General features: G+C 61.0%; 25 protein-coding genes and 1 pseudogene. 16 read left to right on the top strand and 10 right to left on the bottom strand.

What is annotated here, in order from left to right; translation table 11 throughout:
• A pseudogene (locus U1A24_RS16920) lies at nt 1-199 on the bottom strand (uroporphyrinogen-III synthase); the annotation flags it as partial.
• Between the two features lie 45 nt (nt 200-244).
• Here U1A24_RS16920 and tsaD point away from each other — a divergent pair.
• The 4 genes from tsaD to U1A24_RS16940 are packed head-to-tail and all read left to right on the top strand — an operon-like array spanning nt 245 to nt 2,978.
• Nucleotides 245-1,342 (top strand): tRNA (adenosine(37)-N6)-threonylcarbamoyltransferase complex transferase subunit TsaD, encoded by a 1,098-nt coding sequence (gene tsaD, locus U1A24_RS16925; protein ID WP_322323158.1) that lies wholly within the window; start codon nt 245-247, stop codon nt 1,340-1,342.
• Nucleotides 1,339-2,289: an NAD(P)H-dependent glycerol-3-phosphate dehydrogenase gene (locus tag U1A24_RS16930; protein ID WP_322323159.1), complete on the top strand. Its 951-nt coding sequence runs from the start codon at nt 1,339-1,341 to the stop codon at nt 2,287-2,289. Before tsaD ends, U1A24_RS16930 begins: the two co-directional genes overlap by 4 nt.
• 3 nt (nt 2,290-2,292) lie before the next feature.
• Nucleotides 2,293-2,562, top strand: a complete 270-nt coding sequence (locus tag U1A24_RS16935; protein ID WP_322323160.1) for a YciI family protein — start codon at nt 2,293-2,295, stop codon at nt 2,560-2,562.
• Nucleotides 2,562-2,978, top strand: coding sequence for an EVE domain-containing protein (locus U1A24_RS16940; protein WP_322323221.1), 417 nt, complete (start codon nt 2,562-2,564; stop codon nt 2,976-2,978). The genes U1A24_RS16935 and U1A24_RS16940 overlap by 1 nt, the downstream gene beginning before the upstream one ends.
• 179 nt (nt 2,979-3,157) lie before the next feature.
• On the opposite strand, the gene U1A24_RS16945 is transcribed toward U1A24_RS16940, so the two are convergent.
• The 3 genes from U1A24_RS16945 to ahcY form a co-directional block, all read right to left on the bottom strand.
• Nucleotides 3,158-4,354 (bottom strand): MFS transporter, encoded by a 1,197-nt coding sequence (locus tag U1A24_RS16945; RefSeq protein WP_322323161.1) that lies wholly within the window; start codon nt 4,352-4,354, stop codon nt 3,158-3,160.
• Between the two features lie 83 nt (nt 4,355-4,437).
• On the bottom strand, nt 4,438-4,782 hold the full coding sequence (locus U1A24_RS16950; protein ID WP_322323162.1) for a DUF2853 family protein: 345 nt from the start codon (nt 4,780-4,782) through the stop codon (nt 4,438-4,440).
• Between the two features lie 192 nt (nt 4,783-4,974).
• Nucleotides 4,975-6,363: an adenosylhomocysteinase gene (gene ahcY / locus U1A24_RS16955; protein WP_322323163.1), complete on the bottom strand. Its 1,389-nt coding sequence runs from the start codon at nt 6,361-6,363 to the stop codon at nt 4,975-4,977.
• 102 nt (nt 6,364-6,465) lie between these two features.
• Between ahcY and U1A24_RS16960 the strand changes: the two genes are divergently transcribed.
• On the top strand, nt 6,466-7,059 hold the full coding sequence (locus U1A24_RS16960) for an HD family hydrolase (RefSeq protein WP_322323164.1): 594 nt from the start codon (nt 6,466-6,468) through the stop codon (nt 7,057-7,059).
• On the opposite strand, the gene U1A24_RS16965 is transcribed toward U1A24_RS16960, so the two are convergent.
• Nucleotides 7,056-7,184: a hypothetical protein gene (locus tag U1A24_RS16965; RefSeq protein WP_322323165.1), complete on the bottom strand. Its 129-nt coding sequence runs from the start codon at nt 7,182-7,184 to the stop codon at nt 7,056-7,058. The genes U1A24_RS16960 and U1A24_RS16965 overlap by 4 nt on opposite strands.
• 97 nt (nt 7,185-7,281) lie before the next feature.
• On the opposite strand from U1A24_RS16965, the gene U1A24_RS16970 reads away from it, so the two are divergent.
• Nucleotides 7,282-8,157, top strand: coding sequence for a LysR family transcriptional regulator (locus U1A24_RS16970; protein WP_322323166.1), 876 nt, complete (start codon nt 7,282-7,284; stop codon nt 8,155-8,157).
• A 31-nt stretch (nt 8,158-8,188) separates the two neighbouring features.
• Here the strand turns inward: U1A24_RS16970 and U1A24_RS16975 are convergent, their stop codons facing one another.
• The 3 genes from U1A24_RS16975 to U1A24_RS16985 all read right to left on the bottom strand — a co-directional run bounded on the left by U1A24_RS16975 (nt 8,189) and on the right by U1A24_RS16985 (nt 9,809).
• Nucleotides 8,189-8,503 carry an H-NS histone family protein gene (locus tag U1A24_RS16975; RefSeq protein WP_322323167.1) on the bottom strand — a complete coding sequence of 105 codons (315 nt, stop codon included), beginning with the start codon at nt 8,501-8,503 and terminating at the stop codon, nt 8,189-8,191.
• A gap of 67 nt (nt 8,504-8,570) precedes the next feature.
• Entirely contained in the window at nt 8,571-9,125 is a 555-nt protein-coding gene (locus U1A24_RS16980) for an ActR/PrrA/RegA family redox response regulator transcription factor (protein WP_322323168.1), read from the bottom strand.
• Between the two features lie 63 nt (nt 9,126-9,188).
• Nucleotides 9,189-9,809, bottom strand: coding sequence for an SCO family protein (locus U1A24_RS16985; RefSeq protein WP_322323169.1), 621 nt, complete (start codon nt 9,807-9,809; stop codon nt 9,189-9,191).
• Nucleotides 9,810-9,901: 92 nt separating this feature from the next.
• Between U1A24_RS16985 and regB the strand changes: the two genes are divergently transcribed.
• The 8 genes from regB (at nt 9,902) to trxA (ending at nt 21,821) form a co-directional block, all read left to right on the top strand.
• Nucleotides 9,902-11,290, top strand: coding sequence for a sensor histidine kinase RegB (gene regB, locus U1A24_RS16990; protein WP_322323170.1), 1,389 nt, complete (start codon nt 9,902-9,904; stop codon nt 11,288-11,290).
• A gap of 146 nt (nt 11,291-11,436) precedes the next feature.
• Nucleotides 11,437-12,963, top strand: coding sequence for a PAS-domain containing protein (locus U1A24_RS16995; protein ID WP_322323171.1), 1,527 nt, complete (start codon nt 11,437-11,439; stop codon nt 12,961-12,963).
• Between the two features lie 50 nt (nt 12,964-13,013).
• Nucleotides 13,014-13,481 (top strand): tRNA (adenosine(37)-N6)-threonylcarbamoyltransferase complex ATPase subunit type 1 TsaE, encoded by a 468-nt coding sequence (gene tsaE / locus U1A24_RS17000; RefSeq protein WP_322323172.1) that lies wholly within the window; start codon nt 13,014-13,016, stop codon nt 13,479-13,481.
• Entirely contained in the window at nt 13,478-14,488 is a 1,011-nt protein-coding gene (locus U1A24_RS17005) for an aminoglycoside phosphotransferase family protein (RefSeq protein ID WP_322323173.1), read from the top strand. Before tsaE ends, U1A24_RS17005 begins: the two co-directional genes overlap by 4 nt.
• Entirely contained in the window at nt 14,470-15,153 is a 684-nt protein-coding gene (locus U1A24_RS17010; RefSeq protein WP_322323174.1) for a nucleotidyltransferase family protein, read from the top strand. Before U1A24_RS17005 ends, U1A24_RS17010 begins: the two co-directional genes overlap by 19 nt.
• Nucleotides 15,146-18,121, top strand: coding sequence for a double-strand break repair protein AddB (addB, locus tag U1A24_RS17015; protein WP_322323175.1), 2,976 nt, complete (start codon nt 15,146-15,148; stop codon nt 18,119-18,121). Before U1A24_RS17010 ends, addB begins: the two co-directional genes overlap by 8 nt.
• Entirely contained in the window at nt 18,118-21,435 is a 3,318-nt protein-coding gene (addA, locus tag U1A24_RS17020; protein ID WP_322323176.1) for a double-strand break repair helicase AddA, read from the top strand. Before addB ends, addA begins: the two co-directional genes overlap by 4 nt.
• Nucleotides 21,436-21,494: 59 nt before the next feature.
• Nucleotides 21,495-21,821, top strand: a complete 327-nt coding sequence (gene trxA / locus U1A24_RS17025; RefSeq protein ID WP_322323177.1) for a thioredoxin — start codon at nt 21,495-21,497, stop codon at nt 21,819-21,821.
• A gap of 62 nt (nt 21,822-21,883) precedes the next feature.
• Here trxA and U1A24_RS17030 read toward each other — a convergent pair whose 3' ends face one another.
• Nucleotides 21,884-22,732, bottom strand: coding sequence for a hypothetical protein (locus U1A24_RS17030; RefSeq protein ID WP_322323178.1), 849 nt, complete (start codon nt 22,730-22,732; stop codon nt 21,884-21,886).
• 104 nt (nt 22,733-22,836) lie between these two features.
• On the opposite strand from U1A24_RS17030, the gene hslV reads away from it, so the two are divergent.
• Nucleotides 22,837-23,394: an ATP-dependent protease subunit HslV gene (gene hslV / locus U1A24_RS17035; RefSeq protein ID WP_322323179.1), complete on the top strand. Its 558-nt coding sequence runs from the start codon at nt 22,837-22,839 to the stop codon at nt 23,392-23,394.
• A 40-nt stretch (nt 23,395-23,434) separates the two neighbouring features.
• Here the strand turns inward: hslV and U1A24_RS17040 are convergent, their stop codons facing one another.
• A complete protein-coding gene (locus U1A24_RS17040; protein ID WP_322323180.1) occupies nt 23,435-23,917 on the bottom strand; it encodes a pyridoxamine 5'-phosphate oxidase family protein in 483 nt (160 codons plus the stop codon).
• An 80-nt stretch (nt 23,918-23,997) separates the two neighbouring features.
• On the opposite strand from U1A24_RS17040, the gene hslU reads away from it, so the two are divergent.
• Complete coding sequence (gene hslU, locus U1A24_RS17045) at nt 23,998-25,293, top strand: ATP-dependent protease ATPase subunit HslU (protein ID WP_322323181.1); 1,296 nt, start codon at nt 23,998-24,000, stop codon at nt 25,291-25,293.
• Nucleotides 25,294-25,419 lie beyond the last annotated feature (126 nt).

Genomic DNA, 25,419 nt, shown 5'->3' on the forward strand with positions numbered 1-25,419 from the left:
CGGAAATCCGCCCGGCAGCTGCAGCTCCGGTTTCAGAGGTCAGCACCACGGCGGCAAAATCACCAGCTGGCAGCGGCGGGGTCAGAAACTCCGGCCGCATCAAGGGTGAAATCACCGCACCGCCGATCTGCCGCGCGAACCGCTGACTTTGCGCATCGGGCCGGGTCAGCAGGATGGTGGGGTGGGATTGTCTGGCCATGCCCTTGGTGTTACCTGCGATAAGGCAAGCAATCAACGGCGGACCATGACGGAAACCCTTACCTTTCTGGGCATCGAGTCCAGCTGCGACGATACCGCCGCCGCCGTGATCCGTCATGTGCCGGGGCAGGTGCCGCAGGTTCTGTCCTCGGTGGTCGAAGGCCAGACGGCTTTGCATGCCGCTTTCGGCGGCGTTGTGCCCGAAATTGCCGCACGTGCCCATGCCGAGCGGTTGGATCATTGCGTAGAACAAGCCTTGGCTGAAAGCGGCGTTGCACTGTCGGGGCTGGATGGCATTGCCGTGACAGCGGGTCCGGGGCTAATCGGCGGCGTGTTGTCGGGCGTGATGCTGGCCAAGGGTTTGGCACTGGCCACCGGACTGCCTATGGTCGGGGTAAACCATCTGGCGGGCCATGCGTTGACGCCACGCCTGACCGATCAACTGGCGTTCCCCTATTTGATGCTGCTGGTGTCTGGCGGGCATTGTCAGTTCTTGATTGTGCATTCTGCAGAACAATTTCAACGACTTGGCGGCACGATTGATGATGCCCCCGGTGAGGCGTTTGACAAGACCGCCAAGCTTTTGGGTCTGCCGCAGCCCGGCGGTCCCGCCGTGCAGGCCGAGGCTGCACTGGGTAACGCCAAGCGCTATGCCTTCCCGCGCCCTCTGCTGGATCGGCCTGGCTGCGATATGTCGTTCTCGGGCCTGAAAACCGCCCTGCTGCGCGCCCGTGATGCGGTTATCGCCGAGAATGGCGGTTTGACCATGCAAGACCGCCGCGATCTTTGTGCCGGGTTTCAACTGGCCGTGGCCGAGGTTCTGGCCGAAAAAACCCGCCGCGCCTTGGCGATTTATGCGGATCTTTCCCCCGCCCAGCCCGCACTGGCTGTCGCAGGTGGTGTGGCAGCAAATAGCCGTATTCGGGCCATGTTAGAGACTGTTTGTGCGCAATCCGGCACGCATTTCCTTGCCCCGCCACTGCGGCTTTGCACCGACAATGCCGCGATGATCGGCTGGGCCGGGATCGAACGCTATCGCGCAGGCAGTGTCGATGGCATGGATCTGATCGCCCGCCCACGCTGGCCTCTAGACCCCACCGCCGCGCCGATGATCGGATCGGGAAAGAAGGGGGCCAAGGCATGATCGGCATTGTCGGCGCAGGCGCATTCGGTACGGCCTTGGCAGTCGCTTTGGGGCGCGAAGGCCGGGAGGTTCAGCTCTGGGCGCGGGACCGCGATCATGTTGCTGAAATCCTGCGCTCGGGGGCCAATGAGGCCCGACTGCCGGGTGTGAAGCTGCCAAAAACAGTCTCTGTTACTGCGGAAATTGCGAATTTGACGAGGGCAGAGGCCGTGCTGCTGTCTTTGCCGATGCAGGCGCTGCGCGGGTTTCTCGTTGGCAATCCTACGCTGAACGGCCTGCCTCTGGTCGCCTGCTGCAAAGGCGTTGATCTGACCACGCTGAAAGGTCCGACGGCTCTGATTGAAGCCGCCTGTCCAGACTCGACCTGCGCCATTCTGACTGGCCCCAGTTTTGCGGCAGACATCGCACGCGGACTTCCAACCGCTTTGACGCTCGCCTGCGCCGATGGCGAGGCACTGCAACATTTGCTGTCGACGCCAAGTTTGCGGCTTTATCGCACCCCGGATGTGATCGGGGCCGAGTTGGGCGGCGCGTTGAAAAACGTGATCGCCATCGCGGCAGGTATCGTGATGGGTGCGGGTCTTGGCGATTCCGCCCGCGCGGCGCTGATGACGCGCGGCTATGCCGAGATGACCCGACTTGCACTGGCTTTGGGCGGACGGGCCGAAACGCTGGCTGGGCTGTCGGGCTTTGGCGATCTGGTGCTGACCTGCACCTCTGCACAATCGAGGAATTTTCGCTTTGGTCAGGCACTTGGCGCGGGTCAGGCTTTTGATACCAATGTCACCGTCGAGGGGGCTGCGACCGCAAGGGCAGTCTCTAACATGGCCAAAAAGATGAAAATTGACATGCCGATCACCAGTATGATCGCCGCACTGATCGACCAACAAATCACCTTGCCGCAGGCGATCTCGGCCCTGCTGTCCCGCCCTTTGAAACAGGAGTAACCCATGCGCGTCGCCCTTATCTGCAAAGACAAACCCGGCCATCTGCAAACCCGGCTGGACAATCGCGCAGCACACCTTGCGCATATCGAAGCCTCGGGCGTGGTCGAAATGGCGGGGCCGTTTCTGAACGATGGCGCGATGACTGGCAGCCTTGTGGTGCTGAACGTGGAAACCTTGGCCGAAGCGCAGGCTTGGGCCGCAGCTGACCCCTATGCGATTGCCGGGTTGTTCGATAGCGTGATGATCAGCGAATGGAAAAAGGTCATCGGCTGATGGGCTACTGGCTGTTCAAATCCGAGCCCGACACCTGGGGCTGGCCCGATCAGATCGCACGCGGTGCGGCAGGCGAGGAATGGCACGGTGTCCGCAACTATCAGGCCCGTAACAACATGCGGGCGATGAAGGTCGGCGATCAGGGTTTCTTCTACCACTCCAACATCGGCAAAGAGATTGTCGGAATTGTTGAGGTTTGCCGCGAATCCACGCCTGATAGCACCACCGATGATCCTCGCTGGGATTGCGTTTGCCTGCGCGCGGTACGGCCGTTGCTGCGGCCAGTCACGCTGGAAACCTGCAAGGTGCAGCCGGGGCTGGAGAACATGGTGTTGATCAACAACTCTCGGCTGTCAGTCCAGCCTGTTTCGCCGGAAGAATGGCAGATTATCTGCGATCTGGGCGGTTTGGGCTAAGCAGGTTGGAAACGGGGGGCCCATTACCCCTAAAGGACCCCCCATCCACCCCACGTGCTCCCTCCGCACCACACGTGTTCTGTAAAAGGTCCTAGGCTACTGCCTGTTCCTTCAACTTACGGAAGTGCCCCAAGTCGCGCAAACGACAAGTGCTTGGGAATTACATCAAATCGGAGCGATCAGGCCTTCGGCTCTGGAAGGAAGAACGCAGCCAGCCCCAACAGCGGCAGGAAAGCGCAGATTTTATAAACCGCTACAATGCCCCAAGCATCCGCCAGAACGCCAAGCCCCGCCGCACCGAAGGCTGCGATGCCGAACGCCAGACCGAACAGCAAGCCTGCCACCATGCCCGTGCTCTGCGGCATCAAATCTTGCGCATAAACCACCATTGCCGGGAAGGCAGAGGCGAGCATCAACCCTGCCAGTGCCGCGACAACAACGGTGGGCACCAAGGGCAACCAGGGCATCGCCAAGGTCAGCGGCAGGATGCCAAGGATCGACCACAATATCACCTTGCGGCGTCCGATCTTGTCGCCGATAGGCCCGCCAATGATCGTGCCAGCCGCCACAGCTGCCAGAAAGATGAACAGGCAAATCTGCGATTGCCCGACCGTCAGGTCAAACCGCTCGATCAGATAGAAGGTGTAGTAGTTCGACAAAGACACCGAGTAGAGGAATTTCGAGGTCATCAGCACGATCAAAATGAACATCCCCAGCTGCACCGTGGCTTTTGGCACCGCCACCGCTGATCGTGCCCTGCTCCGCCGTGCCAAAGCCCGCCCCGCGCCCACGGCAGTATACCAGCGCCCGACCAGCCACAGCAGCACCATGCCCAGCATGGCAACCCCGGCGAACCACTCAATCGAGACTTGCCCGCGCTCCATCACCACAAAGGCTGCCGCCAGCGGACCCAAAGCCGAGCCCGCATTGCCACCGACCTGAAACAAAGATTGTGCGAAACCGGGGCGCATCCCGGCTGCCAAACGCGCGATCCGCGATGCCTCGGGGTGGAAGATCGACGAACCCAGCCCGATCATCGCAACCGAACCCAGCACCGCGCCGAACGTCTGTGCATGCGCCAGCAGAATCAGGCCGATCCCGGTCGAGGCCATCCCTGCAGCCAGGGCATAGGGCAGGGGACGTTTGTCGGTATACAGCCCGATCAGCGGTTGCAGGATCGAAGCCGTGCCCTGAAACACCAATGTGATCAACCCGATCTGCGCAAAGGAAAGCGCCAGATTGTCCTTCAGCAGCGGATAGGCTGCCGGGATCAAGGATTGCATCAGATCGTTGAGAAGATGCCCTAAGGTGACGGCCAGAATGATCGGCAGCACCGTGGCATCGGCGGTTTGCGTAGGCTGAGCTTCGGCTGACATGATAGACCTTTCGCAGAAAGCCCCGCACCATCGCGCGGCTTTCTGGAAATGGCAATGTCTGACAAACCAGCGCGGCCCGCAGATTATTTCGCGTAGATCGCTTCTTTGCCGAAATGCTTGGTCAGCATGTAATAGACCACAGCGCGATACTTGTTACGCTCACCCCGGCCATAGGTGTCGATCACCGCGTTGATCGCTTCCATCAGCGCGGGGCTGTCGGCCAGACCCAGTTTTTTGACGAGGAAATTGTTTTTCACCGTCTCAAGCTCGGAATTGTCCGACCCCGCCACCGTCTCGCTGTCCGCGTTGTAGATCGCCGGTCCGCAACCGATGGTCACTTTGGTCAGCAGACCCATATCCGGGTTGATCTTGCACTTGGTTTTCAGATCTTCGGCATATTTGGCGATCAGATCGTCACGCTTGCTCATTCTATTTTCCCTCGTTTGTCGGACCGATAAAGCTGCCAGATCGGGCAGGCTGGCCGCACATTAGGGGATGGAGTAATTCACTCAAAGGGAAATATCGCCACAGGTTCCCCCCTCGGCAAAGACCCTCTGACGCAACGTCACAACGCAAAAGGCCCGAGGTTTCCCTCGGGCCTTCGCAGAAATAGTCAGAACTCAGTAGCGGTAATGCTCGGCCTTGAACGGGCCTTCGACCTTCACACCGATATAATCGGCCTGATCCTTGCGCAGTTCGGTCAGCTTGACACCGATTTTCTTCAGGTGCAGACGCGCAACTTTCTCATCCAATTCCTTCGGCAGAATGTAGACGCCCGGCGCGTAATCGTCGCCCTTGGTCCACAACTCAATCTGCGCCAGAACTTGGTTGGTGAACGAGGCCGACATCACGAAAGACGGATGGCCAGTGGCATTACCAAGGTTCAGCAAACGGCCTTCCGACAGCAGGATGATCCGGTTGCCCGAAGGCATCTCGATCATATCGACCTGCTCTTTGATGTTGGTCCACTTGTGGTTCTTCAGCGCGGCGACTTGGATTTCGTTGTCGAAGTGGCCGATGTTGCCGACAATCGCCATGTCCTTCATCTCGCGCAGATGCTCGATGCGGATCACGTCACGGTTGCCGGTGGTGGTGATAAAGATGTCGGCGTTGGCGACTTCATCTTCCAGCAGCGTCACCTCATAGCCGTCCATCGCGGCCTGCAGCGCGCAGATCGGGTCCACTTCGGTGACTTTCACGCGGGCGCCAGCACCGCGCAACGAAGCCGCCGAGCCTTTGCCGACATCGCCATAACCACAGACCACAGCGACCTTACCGGCCATCATGGTGTCGGTTGCGCGGCGGATGCCATCCACCAGCGATTCCTTACAGCCATACTTGTTGTCGAATTTCGACTTGGTCACCGAGTCGTTGACGTTGATCGCCGGGAACGGCAGTTGGCCGTTCTTATGCAGATCATACAGGCGGTGGACGCCGGTCGTGGTTTCTTCGGACACGCCTTTGATCGCCTCCTTGGTCTTGGTGAAGAAACCGGGGGTTTCTTTCATCCGCTTGGCGATCTGCTTCTTAATGACTTCCTCTTCCTCGGACTGTGGAACGGGGATGATTTCTTCTCCAGCCTCGGCGCGGGCACCAAGGAGGACGTACAGCGTCGCATCGCCGCCGTCGTCGAGGATCATGTTCGCGCCCTCTGGGAACATGAACGAACGATCCAGATAATCCCAATGCTCGGTCAGGGTCTGGCCCTTGATGGCGAAAACCGGGATGCCAGCTTCGGCAATCGCCGCAGCCGCGTGATCCTGGGTCGAGAAGATGTTGCACGATGCCCAGCGCACATCGGCGCCCAAAGCGGTCAGCGTTTCGATCAGGGCTGCGGTCTGGATCGTCATGTGCAGCGAGCCCACAATCCGCGCGCCTTTCAGCGGCTTGGTGGTGCCGAATTCCTCGCGGCAGGCCATCAGGCCCGGCATTTCGGTTTCAGCGATGACCAACTCTTTGCGGCCATACGCGGCAAGGCCAATATCCTTAACGATGTAATCATTCGCCATCTGGCGCACTCCTTGATCCTGTGGTTGCGGGGCAGATAGCATTTACAGGGCCTCTCGACAACCGAGGCCGTGAATGGCAGGAAATTGCGGCAGGAGACCGTCATGAAACAACCACGCGCATGGCAAAGGATGCTGTCTGGCCGCAGGCTTGACTTGCTTGACCCGACACCGATGGATATCGAAATCGCCGACATCGCGCATGGGCTGGCGTTCGTGGCGCGCTGGAACGGCCAGACGCGCGGCGATTTTGCCTATTCGGTGGCAGAACATTCTTTGCTTGTCGAAGAAATCTACGCGCGGCAGAACCCGGCCAATCCGCGCTGGCAGCTTGCAGCCTTGCTGCATGACGCGCCGGAATATGTGATTGGCGATATGATCAGCCCGGTGAAATCGGCGGTGGGGCCAAGCTATGGCGAGCTGGATCTGCGGCTGACAGCGGCGGTGCATCTGCGATTTGGTCTGCCGGCGGTGCTGCCGGTCGTGGTGAAAAAGGCGATCAAGGCGGCGGATAAGATCTCGGCCTGGCTGGAGGCGGTGCAGATTGCGGGGTTTTCTGAACCCGAGGCGGACAAGCTGTTTGGTCGGCCGGATACGGCGATGTTGCGTGGGCTGGAGATAAAACTACGTCCGCCCGCACAGGTGCGGGCGGATTATGTCGCGCGGCATCTGGATTTGCTGGCGGGCCTCAAGATCTAGACCCGATCGCTGGTTTGCTTGGTCCAACGGGTTTCCGTCGGGCGGCTGGGAAAGCGATCACGCGGCGTCGGCGTTGGGCTGGCGCGCAGGGCGATCAGCAGGGCATCTGCGAGAATGTTTAACATGACTTGCTCCTATTTGCTTGTCGTCATAGCGTATTTATAGCGCATTTCGGCCTAGGCACCGAGTCAGCGATTTTTCCAAACTGTTAGATTGGCTATCATGTCTGTAGACTGGAAAAGCTTCCCCTCACTGACGGCTTTACGGGCGTTTGAGGCGGCTGCGCGATTGCAAAACTTCTCCCGCGCGGCCCGCGATCTGAATGTCACCCACGCTGCCATCGCCCAACAGGTGCGCAGCTTGGAGACCGATCTGGGGCGCGAATTGATCTATCGGCAAGGTCGTGGGCTGGCGCTGACCGCCGAGGGCGCGAAGCTGGCGCAGGCGCTGACCGACGGCTTTCACGGCATCGAAGTGGCGATCAATGATCTGCGCGGTGCCGATCCCAATGCGCCGCTGCGGGTGACGCTGACCCCGGCTTTCGCCGCGCAATGGCTGATCCCGCGCTTGGGCACATTCTGGAAAGCGCATCCCGAAATCGGCCTGTCGCTGCATCCCGAACATCGGGTGATGGATCTGCGCCGCGACAGCATTGATCTTGCGATCCGCTTTGGCGATGGCAAATGGCCGGGGGTCGAAGCCGAGTTTCTGACCTCGGCGCATTACATCATCGTCGCAGCCCCCGCGCTGTTGCAGGGGCGCAAGGCGCTGACCACGGCAGAAATGTCCGCAATGCCTTGGGTGATTGAACCGGATTGGCCCGAGGCTTTGGTGTGGCTGCGCAGCTTTGGCCTTAAGCCAGATGCGATGAACATCACCTATATTCCAACTGAAGAATTGGCGCTTTCAGCCGCGCGTCAAGGCTATGGTCTACATGTCGAGGCGGCGGCCTTGGTAGAAAAAGATCTGGAAAACGGTGATCTGATTGCGGTCGGGGAAATTAAAGACGAAAGCCTTGCCTATTATTTGGTCACAAGACCGGGTCCAAAACGGGCAGAATTGAAAACATTCATGAAATGGCTAAAGGCCGCCATTTAAGGCGGCCTCAGTTTTCTCAACTACCACAAGTTTAGATTGCCATATCGTCTGGCTGCTTGCCTGCAGCCAATGCCGCTGCAAACCAACGCGGTTTGCGGCCACGCCCCGACCAAGTATCCGCTGAATCCGCCGGATTGGCATATTTCGCAACAGCGGGAGAGCGTTTGCGTGCAACCGTCACCCCGGTCAGTTCCGCCAGGGAAAAGCCTTTGGCACGTGCGAACTCTTCAATCTCTGCAAGGGCTTCTTTCTTTTTGCGATCCTCATAGGATCCAATAGCTTTTGCCACTTGCGATTGCAGATCTTTCAACTCTTTAAGCGACAGGCCGTTGATATCAATGGTCACGAAAGCATCCTTTCAGGATTTGGGTGTTGCCTTTTAGGCTGAAAGGATTGTTGGTTCAAGCGTTGGCTTATTTTGGGCTGCGTTTGGCAAGAATCCGCTGCAAAGTCCGCCGATGCATCGAAAGTCTGCGTGCGGTTTCCGAGACATTGCGCTCACACATCTCATAAACCCGCTGGATATGTTCCCACCGCACCCGATCTGCCGACATCGGATTTTCGGGTGGTTCCGGCATCGCGGCACCCTTTGCAAGCAGAGCCTGCGTTACATCATTGGCGTCGGCTGGTTTCGACAGATAATCTGTCGCGCCAATTTTAACGGCCGCCACCGCCGTTGCAATCGCACCATATCCGGTCAGCACCACAATGCGGCAATCCGGGCGACGCTCACGCAGGGTTTCCACCACATCCAGCCCGTTGCCGTCTTCCAGCCGCAGGTCAATCACCGCATAGGCTGGCGGCCGCGCCAAGGCTATCGCCCGCCCTGCCGCCACGCTCCCGGCGGTCTCTGGCACAAACCCGCGCTTCTCCATCGCTTTGGCCAAGCGCTTTACAAACACCTCATCGTCATCGACCAACAGCAAGCTGCGATCCGGTCCCAGTTCTGCGCCATGATCGTCTGCCATCAAATCCCCCCAAATACTCTGCTATCGAACCTAGGGCGCGACGGGCCCAGCGTCAAACACGGCTTAGCTTTTCTCGATAAAGCAAGCGGTACGCTCGGCCATTTGTTCCGCCGTGTCATCGCGCGTGAAGAAATCGGCAAAGCCGCTGCCCGGCAACATCAGATAGGTGAAGGTCGAGTGATCCATCAAGTAATACTGATCGCCGGTGTCCTGCTTTTTATAATAGGTCTTGTAGGCGCGCGACGCCGCCTGAATTTGCTCGGGCGTGCCGGTCAGGCCCACCATGTCGGGATGCAGGTTCTCGGTGAAATCCTTCAGTGCTTCGGGGGTGTCACGCTCGGGATCAATGGTGATAAACACCGGGGTCACATCCAGCCCCTTGGCCTTCAGCAAATCCACCGCCTCGGCATTGCGCGCATTGTCCAGAGGGCAAACATCCGGGCAAAAGCTGTAGCCGAAGTAGATCAGCGACGGCTTGGTCAGCACGTCTTTATCGGTGACGCTTTTGCCGCTTTCATCCACCAAGGTAAAAGGACCACCAATCGCCCCGCCGCCGCCCGCCACCGCCGAGGCCCGGCAATCGGCAAACGGATCATTGGCGCTCCGTTGCAACGCCACAAAGGCAGTGCCACCCAAAAGGCCTGCCACCGCAACAACCGCCAAGCCGGCATAGATTTTCAACATGGTGCTGCTCTCCTTTGCGCATTGATCCGCGCCGAACCAACCCTTATCAATCGTAAAGCCGCCGTAAAGGCCAGCCCTTGCCAAGGCAAACCATGTCAAACCAGCGTGACATAATCGCCCAATCCGCCAGTTTCCGGCCCGAGCGCGCCGATTGGCTGCGGCTGCGCACGTTGATTTTTCAGCGCTGGATGGCCAGCTTTGGCCAGCTGGCGGCGTTGGTGGTGGCGACGCGCTACTACGGCATGCAACTGCCATTGGGACTGTGCTTTCTGGCAGTTGGCCTTGCGATAATCGCCAATCTGCTGTCGATCTTCCTGTTTCCGCAGAACAAACGCCTCTCCGAAACCGAGGCGATGCTGACCCTGCTGTTCGACCTGGCGCAGCTGTGCTTTCTGTTGTTCCTGACAGGCGGTCTGACCAACCCGTTTGCCTTGCTGGTGCTGGCCCCGGTGACCGTATCAGCCAGCGCCTTGGCCCTGCGCAGCACCCTGATCATCGGCGCGATGGCGGCCGGTTTTGTCACGCTGATCGGCCTGTTCAACGTGCCGCTGCGTTTGGCCGATGGCCGCATATTCCAAATCCCCGGCCTGTTCACCTTTGGCTTCTGGCTGTCTCTGCTGATTGGCATCGCGTTTCTTGGTCTTTACTCGCGTCGGGTGGCGACAGAGATGCGGTCGATGTCCGATGCGCTGCTGGCCACACAGATGGCCTTGGCACGCGAGCAGAAGCTGACCGATCTGGGCGGCGTGGTGGCCGCCGCCGCACATGAGCTGGGCACGCCACTGGCGACGATCAAACTGATCAGCTCCGAAATGATTGACGAGTTGGCCGATCATCCCGATCTGGCCGAAGATGCGCGGCTGATTCGCGAGCAGGCCAACCGCTGCCGCGATATCCTGCGTTCGATGGGCAAGGCTGGCAAGGATGACCTGCTGCTGCGCCAAGCGCCGTTGGCAACGGTGCTACAAGAGGCCGCCGAGCCGCATATGGCACGCGGCATCGAGGTGATTTTCAGCATGGCGGGCTCGGGTCCGCCGCCGGTTGTGTTGCGCCGACCAGAGCTGATCCACGGCCTGCGCAATCTGGTGCAGAACGCGGTGGATTTCGCCCGCAGCAAGGTCTGGGTCGATGCGCAGTTCACCCCCGAGCATATCACGCTGCGCATCATCGACGATGGCGAAGGCTTTCCGGCGCAGGTGCTTGGCCGAATCGGCGACCCTTTCGTGCGCTCGCGTCGGGATGAGCAAGATCTTGACCGCCGCCCGGAATATGAAGGCATGGGGCTTGGCCTGTTCATCGCCAAGACATTGCTGGAGCGGACCGGGGCGGAATTGTCTTTCGCCAATGCGGCAGACCCTTTCCTGTCCCCGGAAGAGCGCCCAGCGCGGTCAGGCGCGATCGTGGAAGTGACATGGCAGGCGGCCGACATTGTTGCCGAAACGGCCGGCGGCTTAGGAGAGAACCAGTTGTTTGACCAATAGCGCAGAAAAGCCACGTTGCAGCTGCGTCCTTAACCCGCTGTTAACGATCCGCTCCCTAGGCTGAGTCAAGTATGGGGCTTTCCCCTTCTGGATGAGGCTTTCGGATGTTCCTCCCACTTGTTCTTGCCGCGGTTGCAGCCTCACTGATGGCGGCCAGTATTGCGATGATCGTGCTTTGGGTATTGCCGCCGCGAGAATCTCCAACGCAAACCAGCATCTTTGCCGAAACCGCCCCCGAGACGGTATTCCTGTTTGACGGCGAAACGCTGATCGACAGCACTGCCAGCGCGCGTGCGCTGCTGGCCGCAAGCCCGATGAAAGGCGCCGCTTGGGGTCGGCTCATGGCATTCTTGGCGGCACGGTTTGAAAATCTGGAGGCGCAACTGCTGCGAGTCCCGATTGAAGGCGCGATAGAGCTGGCACCGGCAGACCGTTCCAAACCATTGATCTTAAAAGCAGAGCACGCCGGTGGCCTCACGCGGTTGACACTGTTGGATGTCACGAAAGATATACCTGCCTCTGGTGGCGATGTGATCACCCAACGCGCAATCTCGGATGAACTGTCGCTGCTGCGCGACACGATTGCGGCCGCGCCGATGCTGCTGTGGCGCGAAAACGCTGCGGGCGATGTGATCTGGGCCAACGGCCCCTACCTGTTGCAAGCCTACGCCACGCTTGATGAGAGCAAAGAGATGGGCTGGCCATTGCCGCGCCTGTTTAGCCGCGCAGCGGCCAAATCCGGTAAAGATCAGCGGCAAAGCCTTTCGATCTCTGGCAAACCGACGATCTGGTTTGATATCTCCAGCCAACCAGAAACCAATAGCGATCTGATGTTCGCCATTCCCGCCGATTCTGCCGTGCAGGCGGAAAGCGCCTTGCGCGATTTCATGCAAACCCTGACGAAAACCTTTGCCCAGCTGCCCATCGGCCTCGCGATCTTTGATCGCCAGCGCAAATTGCAATTGTTCAACCCGGCGCTGATGGATCTGACCCAGCTGCCCGCCGATTTCCTCTCGCTGCGTCCCTCTCTGCTGGCCGTGCTGGACGCGATGCGAGATCGCAAAATGCTGCCCGAGCCGAAGGATTATCGCGACTGGCGACGGCAAATTATTGAGATTGAAAAGGCGGCGGCCACCGGGCTTTATGAGGAAACCTGGAGCCTGCCGGACGGCCAGACCTACAAGGTGATCGGGCGCCCGCACCCCAATGGGGCTTTGGCCTTGTTGATCGAGGATATCTCGTCTGAGATGCTGCGCACACGACGCTACCGTGCAGATCTGGAACTCGGCCAATCGGTGATTGATCACATGGACGACGCGATTGCGGTGTTTTCGCAATCGGGGCAGCTTGTGATGTCAAACAGCAGCTACGCCACACTTTGGGGCCATGATCCGGCGGAAACTCTGGCGGACAACACCGTCCGCACCTTGTCAGCACATTGGCGCGCACAATCGGCACCCAGCGCCATCTGGGCCGAAGTCGAAGAATACGTCGCCACCGTAGGCGACCGTGACAGCTGGCGCGGAGAGGCGCGCCTGCTGGATGGTCGGCTTGTCGGCTGTCGATTCGCCCCCCTGGCGGGCGGCTCGACACTGGCAACGTTCCGCTCAGTGCCGCCCTTGGAATCCGGCCAGACCCGGCTGGCCGACAGCGTGGGCTTGCGGCGCGCCTGAACTTCGCGACTTGCGGCGGCGGGTGGGCAGGATAGACTTGCAGCATGGAGATGCCACACACTGTTTCAGCCTTTCTGCCCTCTGAAGGGGAGACCGCCGATCTTGGCCGCTGGCTTGCTCCGCGGCTGGTTGCGGGCGATTGTGTCTTGCTGGAGGGGCCGATTGGGGCGGGAAAAAGCCATCTTGCCCGCGCCTTGATCCGCGCCCGGTTGGGGCGGATGGAAGATGTGCCCTCGCCAACCTTTACCCTCGTGCAGACCTATCAAGCCGATGTCGAGATCTGGCACGCCGATCTCTACCGGCTATCGCATCCCGACGAGGTTGCCGAGTTGGGGCTGGAAGAGGCGTTCTCGCAAGCGATTTGTCTGATTGAATGGCCGGACCGCTTGGGCCATCTGACACCCGCTCACGCCATTCGCATTGCGCTAACCGCCAGTGGCGAGGGCCGCAACGTCTCGCTGGCGGCACCCGGCCACCCCGACCTGCTGACGGACTTCACACAAAGTTGGCAAAGATGAACGCCCGATCCGTTCTATCACAGGCATTTCTTGCCAAAGCCGGCTGGGGCGATGCCAATCGTCGGTTTCTGGCCGGCGATGCTTCGGACCGCAGCTATGAGCGGCTAAGCCGGGGCTCGGAAACCGCCGTGCTGATGGATGCGCCGCCCGGAAAAGGCGATAACCCCGCAACATTTCTGGCAATTGCCGCGCATCTTTCAGCCATCGGCCTGTCTGCACCGAAGTGCTACGCGCAGGATCTGGAAAACGGGTTTCTACTGCTGGAAGACTTGGGCGACAGTATCTATGCCAGCCTTCTGAAAACCACTCCCGCCCTTGAAAACAGTCTCTATACAGCCGCAACGCAGGTTCTTGCACATTTGCAAAGCCATCTACCTGCCGCCAATCTTGCCAATCTGACCGCGCAGGACTGGGCCGATGCCGCCTGTTTTGCCCTCGATTGGTATCGCTTCGCAATCACAGGCGAACGCACCGACCCTGCCGATTTCCGCACCGCGCTCACCGAAGTAATGTCGCGCCACGCCGACGGCCCGCGCGTGATGATCCTGCGCGATTATCACGCTGAAAACCTGCTCTGGCTGCCAGATCGACCCGGCCTTGCCCGCGTCGGCCTGCTGGATTTCCAACTCGCGCAACTCGGCCAGCCCGGTTACGATCTCGTCTCGCTGCTGCAAGATGCGCGCAGGGATGTTTCACGTGAAACGGAGGCCGCGATGAGCCGCGCCTTCTGCCAACAGACCGGCACCCCAGTCGATAGCTTCCGCCCCGCCTATGCCACGCTTGGCGCCCAGCGCGCCCTGCGCATCATCGGTATTTTCGCCCGCTTGTGCCTACACGGCGGCAAACCCGGCTACCTCGCCCTGATCCCCCGCGTCTGGCAGCATCTGCAACGCAATCTCGCAGAACCAGAACTCGGCCCCCTCGCCAAAATCTGCGCCCGCTTGCTGCCCGAACCAACTCCCGAAGCCCTTACCCGAATAGGTGCCCAATGCGGCCACTTCCGTTAATGCTGTTCGCTGCGGGTTTTGGCGCGCGCATGGGCGCCCTGACCGCACATCGCCCGAAACCCCTGATCGAAGCGGCCGGAAAACCGTTGATTGATCACGCCCTGCATTTGGCCGAAGAGGCTGGGATCTCAAAGATCGTGGTGAATTTGCACTATCTCGGCGAGCAGATTGCAGACCACCTGCAACATCGCAACCTCATCCTGTCTTGGGAGCGCGATCAGATTCTGGAAACCGGCGGCGGGCTCAAGGCAGCTCTGCCACTGCTTGGCGACGGCCCCGTGCTGACCCTCAACACCGATGCCGTATGGAGTGGTGAAAACCCCCTTATCCAACTGCTGAACGCTTGGAATCCCGCGAAAATGGACGCACTTTTGCTGCTGCTTCCCGCTGAAAATGCGCTTGGGCACAGCGGTATCGGCGACTTCTTTCTTGATGACCAAGATCGGATTTCACGTGCAAACGGCAACAGCGCCCCGGTCTATCTCGGCGCGCAAATCCTGAAAACCCAAGGTCTTTCCGCCATATCAGAACCTGTTTTCAGCCTGAACCGCCTCTGGGATATCGCCATCGCCAACCAGCGCGCCTATGGTTTGATCCATAAGGGTGGCTGGTGTGACGTGGGCCGCCCCGAGGGTATTGCGCTGGCCGAAACCCTCCATGTTTAGCCCGGACACCTCCCGCATCTTCGCCCTTCCCCCCGGCACCGATTTCCCTGCGGAATTGGTCAGCGGATTGATCGAACGCATGGCCCAGCAGACACCACAAGCGATGGCGCGCGTGACGATCTATCTCAACACCGCCCGCATGGCGCGCCGCGTCCGCGATCTTTTCGCGGCCCACGGCGCACGGCTCTTGCCCCGCCTGCTGCTGCTCAGTGATCTCGCAAAAGACCCCAGCCTTAACCTTGCCCCCGCCATTCCCCCCCTGCGTCGCCGCCTGCAAATGGCCGAACTCATCGCCAAACTGCTCGACGCGCAGCCCGATCTCGCCCCCCGCTCGGCGCTCTATGATCTCGCCGACAGCCTCGCCAATCTGATGGATGAGATGCAGGGTGAAGGCGTTTCCGCCGAAGCCATCGCCGCCTTGGATGTTTCAACCCATTCCAAACATTGGGAAAGAACCCAAACCTTTCTGCGCATCGTAGCCCCACTGTTCACCGATTCCACCGATGCCGAATCCCGCCAGCGCCTTGCTGTGCAGCAACTCGCCCAGCGCTGGCAAAGCAACCCACCGCAACATCCGGTGCTGATTGCAGGCTCCACCGGTTCGCGCGGCACCACCGCCCTGCTGATGCAGGCCGTTGCAGCCCTGCCGCAAGGCGCTCTGGTCCTGCCCGGCTTTGATTTTGACACGCCCTCCAGCGTCTGGCAGGCGATGGACGATGCCCTGACAGCTGAAGACCATCCGCAATATCGCTTCCGACACCTGATAGACCTGCTGCAGATCTCCCCCGGCGATATCAAGCCGTGGCGCAACACAGCTCCCCCAGACCCTAACCGCAACCGCTTGATTTCACTCTCGCTTCGCCCCGCCCCTGTCACCGATCAGTGGCTGATCGAAGGCCCATCATTGCCCGACTTGCCCCGCGCCACCGAAAACCTGACGCTGATCGAAGCCGCCTCCCCCCGCGCAGAGGCGCTTGCCATCGCGATGATCCTGCGCGAAGCCGCCGAATCTGGCACCAAGGCCGCGCTGATCACGCCTGACCGCAACCTGACGCGCCAAGTCACCGCCGCCCTCGACCGTTGGGCAATCCTGCCCGACGATTCTGCAGGCCGCCCCTTGGCGCTCTCCGCCCCCGGCCGCTTCCTGCGCCACACCGCCGCCTTGCTGGGCCAAAGGCTGACCGCCGACATCCTGCTCACCATCCTGAAACACCCGCTGACCGCCTCTGGCCCCACACGCGGGCCGCATTTATTGCTGACCCGCTATCTTGAACTCAAGCTGCGCAAAACCGGCCCCGCCTTCCCGACTGGTCCCGATCTACTGGAATGGGCGAAAGCGCGCACCGACAACGCCCTGCCTTGGGCGCAGTTTCTCGCCGACACCCTGCACGGCCTTGACCAGATCCCGCACCGCCCGCTGTTCGATCACGTCAGCCAACACCGCGCGCTGTCCGAGGCCTTGGCGCGCGGCCTCGATCCCTCTGGCAGCGGCGATCTCTGGAACAAAGCCGCTGGGATCGAAGCCCTTGCCCTGATGGAAACCCTCACGGCCGAGGCTCCCCACGGCGGCACCTTCTCCGCCGCCGAATATCGCGATCTGTTTGAGGCGCTGGTGAACAAAGGCGAGGTCCGCGAACCTGTGCAAGCCCATCCCAACATCATGATCTGGGGCACATTAGAGGCCCGCGTCCAAGGCGCCGATCTCGTGATTCTGGGCGGCCTGAACGATGGCATTTGGCCGAAACTGCCCGAGCCTGACCCGTGGCTCAACCGCTCCATGCGCAAAAAAGCGGCTCTATTACTGCCAGAACGCCAAATCGGCCTGTCCGCGCATGACTATCAACAAGCCATCGCCGCCCCCCGCGTGATCCTCTCCCGCGCCACCCGCAATGCCGAGGCCGAAACCGTCCCCAGCCGCTGGCTCAACCGCCTGATGAACCTGATGGACGGCCTGCCACAGCAAAGCGGCAAGCAGGCACTGGCTGACATGCGCGCGCGTGGCACCAAATGGCTCAATCTTGCCCGCGCCCTGGAACAGCCCACCACCGCACAGCAGGCTGACACCCGCCTGCGCCCCGCCAAACGCCCCGCCCCACAGCCGCCCATCGCCGCGCGCCCGCCGAAACTGTCGCTCACCAATATCGAGCGCCTGATCCGCGACCCCTATGCCATCTACGCCCGCTACATCCTGCGCCTGAACCCGCTCGACCCGCTGCACCAAACCCCCGACGCCCGCGATCGCGGCATCATCGTGCATGAGGTGCTGGAGCGTTTCGTCAAAACCCGCCCGCCAAATGAAACCCGCGCCGAGGCCCGCACCCGCCTGCTCACCCTCGCCCGCGCAGTGCTGGCCGAGGAATCCCCCTTCCCCGCCGCGCGCGCGTTGTGGTTAGCCAAACTAGACCGCGCCGCCGATCATTTTCTAACCCAAGACGCCAAGCACAGCGGCACCCCGCTTGCGCTGGAAACCAAAGGCGCGCTCCCGCTTACCCCGCTCGATTTCGCCCTGTTCGGCACCCCCGACCGCATCGATCGCCTTCCCGATGGCACCCTGCATCTGATTGATTACAAAACCGGAGCTGCCCCCAAAGCCGCCCAACAAAAGCAATACGCCAAGCAACTGCTCCTCGCGGCTGTAATGGCCAATCGCGGCGGTTTCGCCGATCTCGGCCCCTCTGATGTCGCCAAAATCAGCTACATCGGCCTCGGCACCAGCGAGGATGTGGTGGAAACCGACATCACCGAAGCCCTGCTGACCGAACACTGGGAGAAACTGCTGAACCTGATCTCCCGCTACCTGCGCCGCTCCACCGGCTACACCGCCCGCCGCGCGCTATTTGAAACCCGCCACGCAGGCGATTACGACCACCTCTCGCGCTTCGGCGAGTGGGAAATGTCCGACCGCGCGATTCCTGAACAGGTTGGACCCGAACCGATTTGCCCCGAACAGATCGAGGCCCCAGAATGACCCGCAACGACGCCTCCGAACGCCAGGTTCAGGCCTCCAACCCCGCCGATACCGTCTGGCTTTCCGCCAACGCAGGCTCCGGCAAAACCCGCGTGCTGACCGACCGAGTCGCCCGCCTGCTTTTGCGCGGCGTCGAACCCCAGCACATCCTCTGCCTCACCTACACCAAAGCCGCCGCGACAGAGATGCAGAACCGCCTGTTCCGCCGCTTGGGCGAATGGGCGATGAAGCCCGACGCCGACCTGCACCGCGCCCTCGCCGACCTTGGCGACGATACCCGCCACGCCCCCGGCGCGCTGGCAAAGGCCCGCCAACTGTTCGCCCGTGCGATAGAGACCCCCGGCGGCTTGCGCATCCAGACCATCCACAGCTTCTGCGCCACCCTGCTGCGCCGCTTCCCCCTCGAAGCAGGCGTCTCCCCGCAATTCACCGAACTCGACGACCGCGCCGCTCGCCTGCTGCGCGAAAACATCATCGAAGAAATGGCCGAATTCCGTGCGCCCGAAGTCATGGCCGAAGTCGCCCGCGCCTACACCGGCGAAGACTTCACCGCGCTGATGGAGCAGGTTTCAGCCAAACGCGCAGGCTTCACCAAGCCGCTGACCGAAGCGCAATCCCGCGATTTGTTCAACGTTCCCAACGAAGAAACCACTCAAACCCTGCTGAATGATGTGCTGCTCGGCATTGAATCCGACCTGATCGCCAACATCCTGCCCGCTCTGCAAAGCGGCGGCCCGACCGATAGCAAAACCGCCGCCAAACTCGCCGCCCTTGATCTCACCGACCCCAGCCTTGTCACCCTCAGCGCCCTTGAAAACACCCTGCTCTATGGCGGCACCGCCAAATCCCCTTACGGCGCAAAGATCGGTGCCCTCCCCACCAAGCCCACACAAAAGCTGATCGGCAACCACCTGCCGCAACTCGATGCCTTGATGCTCCGCACGGAGTCCGCCCGTCCCCGCCGCATCGCCCTGCAAGCCGCCCAGAAAACCGCCGTCCTGCACCGCTTCGCCGCCGCCTTCCTCCCGCTCTACGAATCCGCCAAGTCCGCCCGTGGCTTCCTTGATTTCGACGATCTGATCACCCGCGCCAAAGCCCTTCTGACCGATCCTTCCGTCGCCGCATGGGTGCTGTTCCGTCTTGACGGCGGCATCGACCATATCCTTGTCGATGAAGCGCAAGACACCAGCCCAGACCAATGGCGCGTGATCGAACTGCTCTCCGCCGAATTTACCGCGGGCCTTGGCACCCGCGATGAAACCCGCACCCTGTTCGTCGTCGGCGATAAAAAACAGTCGATCTATTCCTTCCAAGGCGCAGACGTCGCCGCCTTCGATGAAAAGCAAAACGATTTTCAGGCCAAGTTCCACGCCGCCCAAAAGAACTTCGTCCGCCTCGATCTCGAATATTCCTTCCGCTCCTCCACTGCGATCCTGCGCGTGGTGGATGAAACCTTTGCCGACCGCTTCCCAACGGCGATGGGCGATAACGTCCACCACCTCGCCTTCAAATCCGATCTGCCGGGGCGCGTCGATCTCTGGCCACTGTTGGAGAAATCCGAAGACCCCAAAGACGAAAACTGGGAAGACCCCGTTGATCTGATTTCAGAAACGCACCACACCGCGCGTCTTGCCGAAAAAATCGCCAACCATATCAAAACACTGATCGCCGCGGGCACCCAGATCCCGACCGATGATGGCCCACGCTCCCTGCACGCAGGCGACGTGCTGATCCTCGTGCAACGCCGCTCGGCTTTGTTCTCCGAAATCATCCGCGCCTGCAAAAAAGCCAATTTGCCCATCGCAGGCGCAGACCGCCTGAAACTCGGCGCCGAACTGGCGGTGAAAGACCTCGCCGCGCTGCTGTCGTTCCTTTCCACCCCCGAAGATGATCTGTCGCTCGCAGCCCTCCTCCGTTCCCCGCTTTGTGGTTGGACCGAGGCCGAACTGTATACCCTCGCCCAGCCCCGCAAAGGCTTCCTGTGGGAAACCCTGCGCGACACCACCACCCACCCCGAAACCCTGTCGATGCTGCACGATCTGCGCAACAACGCCGACTTCCTGCGCCCTTATGATCTGATCGAGCGCGCCCTGACCCGCCACGACGGCCGCCGCCGCCTGCTGACCCGGCTAGGCCCAGAAGCCGAGGATGGCATTGACGAATTCCTCTCCCAAGCCCTCGCCTTTGAGCGCAGCGAGATCCCCAGCCTGACCGGATTTCTGATCTGGCTGGAAACCGACGACATCGAGGTCAAGCGCCAGATGGACAGCGAAGGCCACCGCATCCGCGTGATGACCGTCCACGGCGCGAAGGGTCTGGAAGCCCCCTTGGTGATCCTGCCCGACACCTGCGACCGCACCCCGCAAGACCGCGATGAGATTTACGCGCTGGATAACGGCATCCCGGTCTGGAAAACCCCCTCCGACGAAAGCCCAGCCCAGATTGCCACCGCCCGAGCCCTGCGCAAAGACAAGGGCGAGGAAGAAAGCCTCCGCCTGCTTTACGTCGCCCTCACCCGTGCGCGCACTTGGCTGATCGTCTGCGGCGCGGGCGAGGCGAAGAAAGACGGCGCTTGGTACAAGCTGGTTCAACAAGGCATACAGGCTGCCGGATGCGTGGCCATCGCTGACGGCGCGCTGCGCCACAGCTTTGGCAACTGGCCCGATCCGGTGACAAAACAGTCTCTAACACAGCCCAAAACAGCCGAACTTCCCCTCTGGGCCACCCAAGCCGCAACCGCGCCCGATCGCCCCGCACAACTGCTTTCGCCCTCTGATCTCGGCGGCGCAAAGCTGCTGCCGGGTGAAACCGATGGCTCTGGCGAAGACGCCGCGAAAGCCCGCGGCACCGCCCTGCATCTGCTGCTGGAACACCTGCCCAACGCCCCCCGCGTCGATTGGCCCACCCTCAGCGCCACCCTGATCCCCGATGCCGCCCAGCGCGCCGCCCTCTTGCCCGAGGCCGAGGCCGTCCTCACCGCGCACCCGCAGATCTTCGCAGCCGAAGCCCTCGCCGAAGTCACCTTCACCGCCACTCTCAATGGCCAACCCATGCTCGGCACCATCGACCGCCTGTTGGTCCAACCGGACTACGTCCTCGCCGTCGATTTCAAATCCAACTTCCGCACACCAACCACCGCAGCGGATACCCCCGAAGGCATCCTGCGCCAAATGTCCGCCTATGCCGAAGCCCTGCGTCAGATCTACCCCAGCCACCGCATCGACACCGCAATCCTGTGGACCCGCACCGCCACCCTGATGCCGCTGCCCCCCGATATTGTGAGGGCAGCTATGCAACGCAGCACTATCCCTTGACGCAGCAGCCTGCCGTCCCTAGGTTCAATGCCTGACATTTCCCCCTAGGAGATCCCATCATGGGTGCCAATACCGTCGCTGTAACCGACGCCACTTTCGACGCCGAAGTCCGCAAATCGGATATCCCGGTCGTCGTGGATTTCTGGGCCGAATGGTGCGGTCCTTGCCGCCAAATCGGCCCGGCTTTGGAAGAACTCGCCGCCGAATACGCAGGCCGCGTCAAGATCGTGAAGATCAACGTCGATGAGAACCCCGACAGCCCCGCCGCCCTCGGCGTGCGCGGTATCCCGTCGCTGTTCCTGTTCAAAAACGGCGAAGTCGTCTCGAACAAAGTCGGCGCGGCCCCGAAAGCTGCCCTCGCCAACTGGATCGCCACGGCGGTCTAAGCCTACCGAAAACCCGATCAAAGGCTCCCTTCGGGGAGCCTTTTTTCATAGCGGCCAAGTTTTCATAGTGGCCAACCATGCGCCCGCAGCCGCGCCGCGATCTGCGCAGCGCTGTCATCGCCCACCTCGCACAACGCTTGTTTCTTGAAAAACCAGTGCAGATAATCCGCATAGGGCGGCACCCGCTGCACCGCCTCAAACGCCCCCGCCACGCCCAACCGATGCACCGAGGCTGCGATGTGGTGAAAATCAATCCGCGCGAACAGCACCGCAGGCTTGCCCGCAAAGAACCCGGTCAGCGCCAGCGAGGAATTCTGCGTCACCACATAATCGCAGCCCGCCAGCCACGGCAACGAGCCCGTCACCAGTTCAAACCGCTCAATCCCCCGCAGCGCCTCCAGCTCCGCCTCAGAGTAAACCTCCCGAGGATGCAGCGTCGCCACGATCCGCCGCGCTGGGTCCGCCGCCAAAGTCGCCCGGATCATCTCAACCGGAGACGCAGTCTGAAAATGCCGCCGCTGCAGCAATTTCCCCTGCAACGGCATGAAAATATAGCCGCCTTGGGCAATCGTCAGCCCGCGAAACAGCCGCTCGGCCCAATAGTTTTGAAACCACGCCTGCCCCGGTTTGCCCGGAAACGGCAGCCCGGCAACCTCCCAGTCCCATCGGTCATTCGTCGCCTCAATCCGGTAATATTTTTCCAGATAACAACGCCTTAAGCTAAAGCAGAACGGCCCCTCCGTCGGGCGGTTATAGACAAGGTGATAACCCTCACCTGCAATATCTGCCTCTTGCCCGTGATATCGAACCTCCCAGCCCGCCGCGTTGACCACGCCCACCACGGCGCCAAAAATTCCCGCGCCTGCCTCGGCACGGGCACGCCTGCCGTCGTCCAGATAAAAATTCAGCACCGGTTTCATCCCGGCAAACTAGGCGTTTTCCCCCAGACCCGCCAGCAGCCGCTTGCACCCACCCACGCGGCCTTCCATATAAAGCCAGCATATGGGAGATCGACATGGCCGAAGACAAATTCCCCGGTTGGCATGGCACCACCATTCTCGCCGTTCGTCGCGGGGGCGAGGTTGTGGTGGCGGGTGATGGCCAGGTCTCGCTCGGCAATACCGTGATCAAAGGCACCGCTCGCAAGGTGCGCCGTTTGTCGCCCGGCGGGCATGATGTGGTCGCAGGCTTTGCCGGGTCCACCGCCGATGCCTTCACCCTGTTGGAACGGCTGGAGAAAAAGCTGGAGGCCGCCCCCGGCCAACTCGCCCGCGCCTGCGTTGATCTCGCGAAAGACTGGCGCATGGACAAGTATCTGCGCAATCTCGAAGCCATGCTGATCGTCACCGATGGCCGCGATCTTTATGTGATCACCGGCGCGGGTGACGTGCTGGAACCCGAGCATGACGTGACCGCCATCGGTTCCGGCGGCAACTTCGCCCTCGCCGCAGCACGGGGGTTGATGACCACCGATCTGCCAGCTGAAGACATCGCCCGCCGCGCCATGGCCATCGCCGCAGAAATCTGCGTGTTCACCAACGGCAATTTGACGGTGGAACGCATTGCGCGCTGATCGCAAAGCAAAGGCCAGCCCGAAAGCTGGCCCTGAAGCGTCAAGACAGCGAAACTTTCGCCACGTTGTCTTTGTAGTCGATCTTGGGATCAATCCCGACCAGCATCTTGATGCCCGCCATCAGGCTGGAGCCGTCTTTCCAGATTTCAGCCTGCTCGGCGTCAAGCCGCAGCAAAACCAGCTTGGGATCGTCCTTGCCGCTATACCATGCAGCCACGAAGGGGTTCCAAAGTCGGTCAATCACCGCCCGATCTTTGGTGGTCACAAGCTTGCCGTGCACGCTGGCGAAAAGTCCGTGCCCCTTCGAGACAAACGTAGCAATTGCCCGGTTGCTGGCTGCAAGATTTTTAACAATCTCACTGTCCGTGCTGGTGAAAAACCAGATCGGGCCCTTCTCGCCCTCAATCTGCGCCGTCATCGGACGGGTGTGGCTTTCATCCACGCCGACAAGACCCAACATCATGGTGCGGTCCGAGTCCACGGCCTGCCAAAATTCCGTTTCAAGTTCGTGGGGGATCGACATCGTATAGCCTCCGAATTGTTTCTGCCAAACCAACGTGCGGCCTGCCGGATGGTTCCGGTATTGCCGCGGAGGAGATCTGCATGACCAACCTCACCCCCCGCGAGATCGTGTCGGAACTTGACCGTCACATCATCGGCCAGCGCGATGCCAAGCGCGCCGTCGCCGTGGCTTTGCGCAACCGCTGGCGCTGCCGCAATTTGCCGGATGACATTCGGGATGAGGTGTATCCAAAGAATATCCTGATGATCGGGCCAACCGGCGTGGGCAAAACCGAGATCGCGCGGCGTCTGGCCAAGCTGGCGAAAGCGCCGTTCCTGAAGGTCGAGGCCACCAAGTTCACCGAGGTCGGCTATGTTGGCCGCGATGTTGACAGCATCATCCGCGATCTGGTCGATGCCGCGATGATCGACACCCGCGCCCGGATGCGGGAAGATGTCGCCGCAAAGGCCAAGCAAGCCGCGGAAGAGCGAGTGATCGAAGCTCTGGCAGGCAAAGACGCCCGCGAGCAGACCCGCGAGATGTTTCGCGGCAAGCTGCGGCGGGGCGAGCTGGACGCGACGGTGATCGAGTTGGAAATCGCTGACGCCGCCACTGCGATGCCGATGATGGGCGGGCAGGGCATGGAAATGCAGATGCAGGGCCTGCAGGATCTGTTCAAAGCCTTCGGCACGCGGACCACGCGCAAGAAGGTCACTGTGGCCGACAGTTATGATCTGCTGATCGGGCAAGAGGCGGATAAGCTGCTCGATGATGAGGCGGTAAAGACGGCAGCACTGGCTGCGGTGCAGGACAATGGCATCGTGTTTCTGGATGAGATCGACAAGATCTGCGCGCGGGCCGAGGCGCGGGGGGCGGATGTGTCGCGCGAAGGCGTGCAGCGGGATTTACTGCCGCTGATTGAAGGCACCACGGTGTCCACCAAATATGGCCCGGTGAAAACCGATCACATCCTGTTCATCGCGTCGGGGGCGTTTCACGTTGCCAAGCCTTCGGATTTGCTGCCGGAGCTTCAGGGCCGCTTGCCAATCCGGGTGGAACTCGCCCCGCTGACGGAGGGGGACTTTGTCCGCATCCTGACCGAGACGGATAATGCGCTGACCCGGCAATATGCGGCGTTGATGGGCACCGAGGATGTTGCGGTTTCTTTCACCGTGGACGGGATCGCGGCGCTGGCGCGGATTGCGGCAGAGGTCAACAAATCCATCGAAAACATCGGGGCGCGCAGGCTTTATACGGTGATGGAGCGGGTGTTTGAGGAGCTTTCGTTCACCGCGCCGGATCGGTCGGGCGAAGAGGTGGTGGTGGACGCGGCTTTCGTCGAGAAAAATCTGGGCGCGCTGTCACGCTCGGCGGATATCTCGCGCTATGTTTTGTAAGCGCCACGTGTGGACAGGGTGGCGGTTTATATGATTTCAAAGGGTTAGGGGGGTGCCCTTAACCCTTTATTCAGATTTGACCACGGCGCTGCCTGTGCTGATTTCGCCGCCGCCAGAGCCTTAACA

This window comes from Cypionkella sp., from assembly GCF_034376685.1.
Classification (GTDB): domain Bacteria; phylum Pseudomonadota; class Alphaproteobacteria; order Rhodobacterales; family Rhodobacteraceae; genus Cypionkella.

Excerpts from the sequence above, each read along its gene's own strand:
- tsaD (WP_322323158.1), top strand. The coding sequence starts at position 245 with ATGACGGAAACCCTTACCTTTCTGGGCATCGAGTCCAGCTGCGACGAT.
- U1A24_RS16930 (WP_322323159.1), top strand. The coding sequence starts at position 1,339 with ATGATCGGCATTGTCGGCGCAGGCGCATTCGGTACGGCCTTGGCAGTC.
- U1A24_RS16935 (WP_322323160.1), top strand. The coding sequence starts at position 2,293 with ATGCGCGTCGCCCTTATCTGCAAAGACAAACCCGGCCATCTGCAAACC.
- U1A24_RS16940 (WP_322323221.1), top strand. The coding sequence starts at position 2,562 with ATGGGCTACTGGCTGTTCAAATCCGAGCCCGACACCTGGGGCTGGCCC.
- U1A24_RS16945 (WP_322323161.1), bottom strand. The coding sequence starts at position 4,354 with ATGTCAGCCGAAGCTCAGCCTACGCAAACCGCCGATGCCACGGTGCTG.
- U1A24_RS16950 (WP_322323162.1), bottom strand. The coding sequence starts at position 4,782 with ATGAGCAAGCGTGACGATCTGATCGCCAAATATGCCGAAGATCTGAAA.
- ahcY (WP_322323163.1), bottom strand. The coding sequence starts at position 6,363 with ATGGCGAATGATTACATCGTTAAGGATATTGGCCTTGCCGCGTATGGC.
- U1A24_RS16960 (WP_322323164.1), top strand. The coding sequence starts at position 6,466 with ATGAAACAACCACGCGCATGGCAAAGGATGCTGTCTGGCCGCAGGCTT.
- U1A24_RS16965 (WP_322323165.1), bottom strand. The coding sequence starts at position 7,184 with ATGTTAAACATTCTCGCAGATGCCCTGCTGATCGCCCTGCGCGCCAGC.
- U1A24_RS16970 (WP_322323166.1), top strand. The coding sequence starts at position 7,282 with ATGTCTGTAGACTGGAAAAGCTTCCCCTCACTGACGGCTTTACGGGCG.
- U1A24_RS16980 (WP_322323168.1), bottom strand. The coding sequence starts at position 9,125 with ATGGCAGACGATCATGGCGCAGAACTGGGACCGGATCGCAGCTTGCTG.
- U1A24_RS16985 (WP_322323169.1), bottom strand. The coding sequence starts at position 9,809 with ATGTTGAAAATCTATGCCGGCTTGGCGGTTGTTGCGGTGGCAGGCCTT.
- regB (WP_322323170.1), top strand. The coding sequence starts at position 9,902 with ATGTCAAACCAGCGTGACATAATCGCCCAATCCGCCAGTTTCCGGCCC.
- U1A24_RS16995 (WP_322323171.1), top strand. The coding sequence starts at position 11,437 with ATGGCGGCCAGTATTGCGATGATCGTGCTTTGGGTATTGCCGCCGCGA.
- tsaE (WP_322323172.1), top strand. The coding sequence starts at position 13,014 with ATGCCACACACTGTTTCAGCCTTTCTGCCCTCTGAAGGGGAGACCGCC.
- U1A24_RS17005 (WP_322323173.1), top strand. The coding sequence starts at position 13,478 with ATGAACGCCCGATCCGTTCTATCACAGGCATTTCTTGCCAAAGCCGGC.
- U1A24_RS17010 (WP_322323174.1), top strand. The coding sequence starts at position 14,470 with ATGCGGCCACTTCCGTTAATGCTGTTCGCTGCGGGTTTTGGCGCGCGC.
- addB (WP_322323175.1), top strand. The coding sequence starts at position 15,146 with ATGTTTAGCCCGGACACCTCCCGCATCTTCGCCCTTCCCCCCGGCACC.
- addA (WP_322323176.1), top strand. The coding sequence starts at position 18,118 with ATGACCCGCAACGACGCCTCCGAACGCCAGGTTCAGGCCTCCAACCCC.
- trxA (WP_322323177.1), top strand. The coding sequence starts at position 21,495 with ATGGGTGCCAATACCGTCGCTGTAACCGACGCCACTTTCGACGCCGAA.
- hslV (WP_322323179.1), top strand. The coding sequence starts at position 22,837 with ATGGCCGAAGACAAATTCCCCGGTTGGCATGGCACCACCATTCTCGCC.
- U1A24_RS17040 (WP_322323180.1), bottom strand. The coding sequence starts at position 23,917 with ATGTCGATCCCCCACGAACTTGAAACGGAATTTTGGCAGGCCGTGGAC.
- hslU (WP_322323181.1), top strand. The coding sequence starts at position 23,998 with ATGACCAACCTCACCCCCCGCGAGATCGTGTCGGAACTTGACCGTCAC.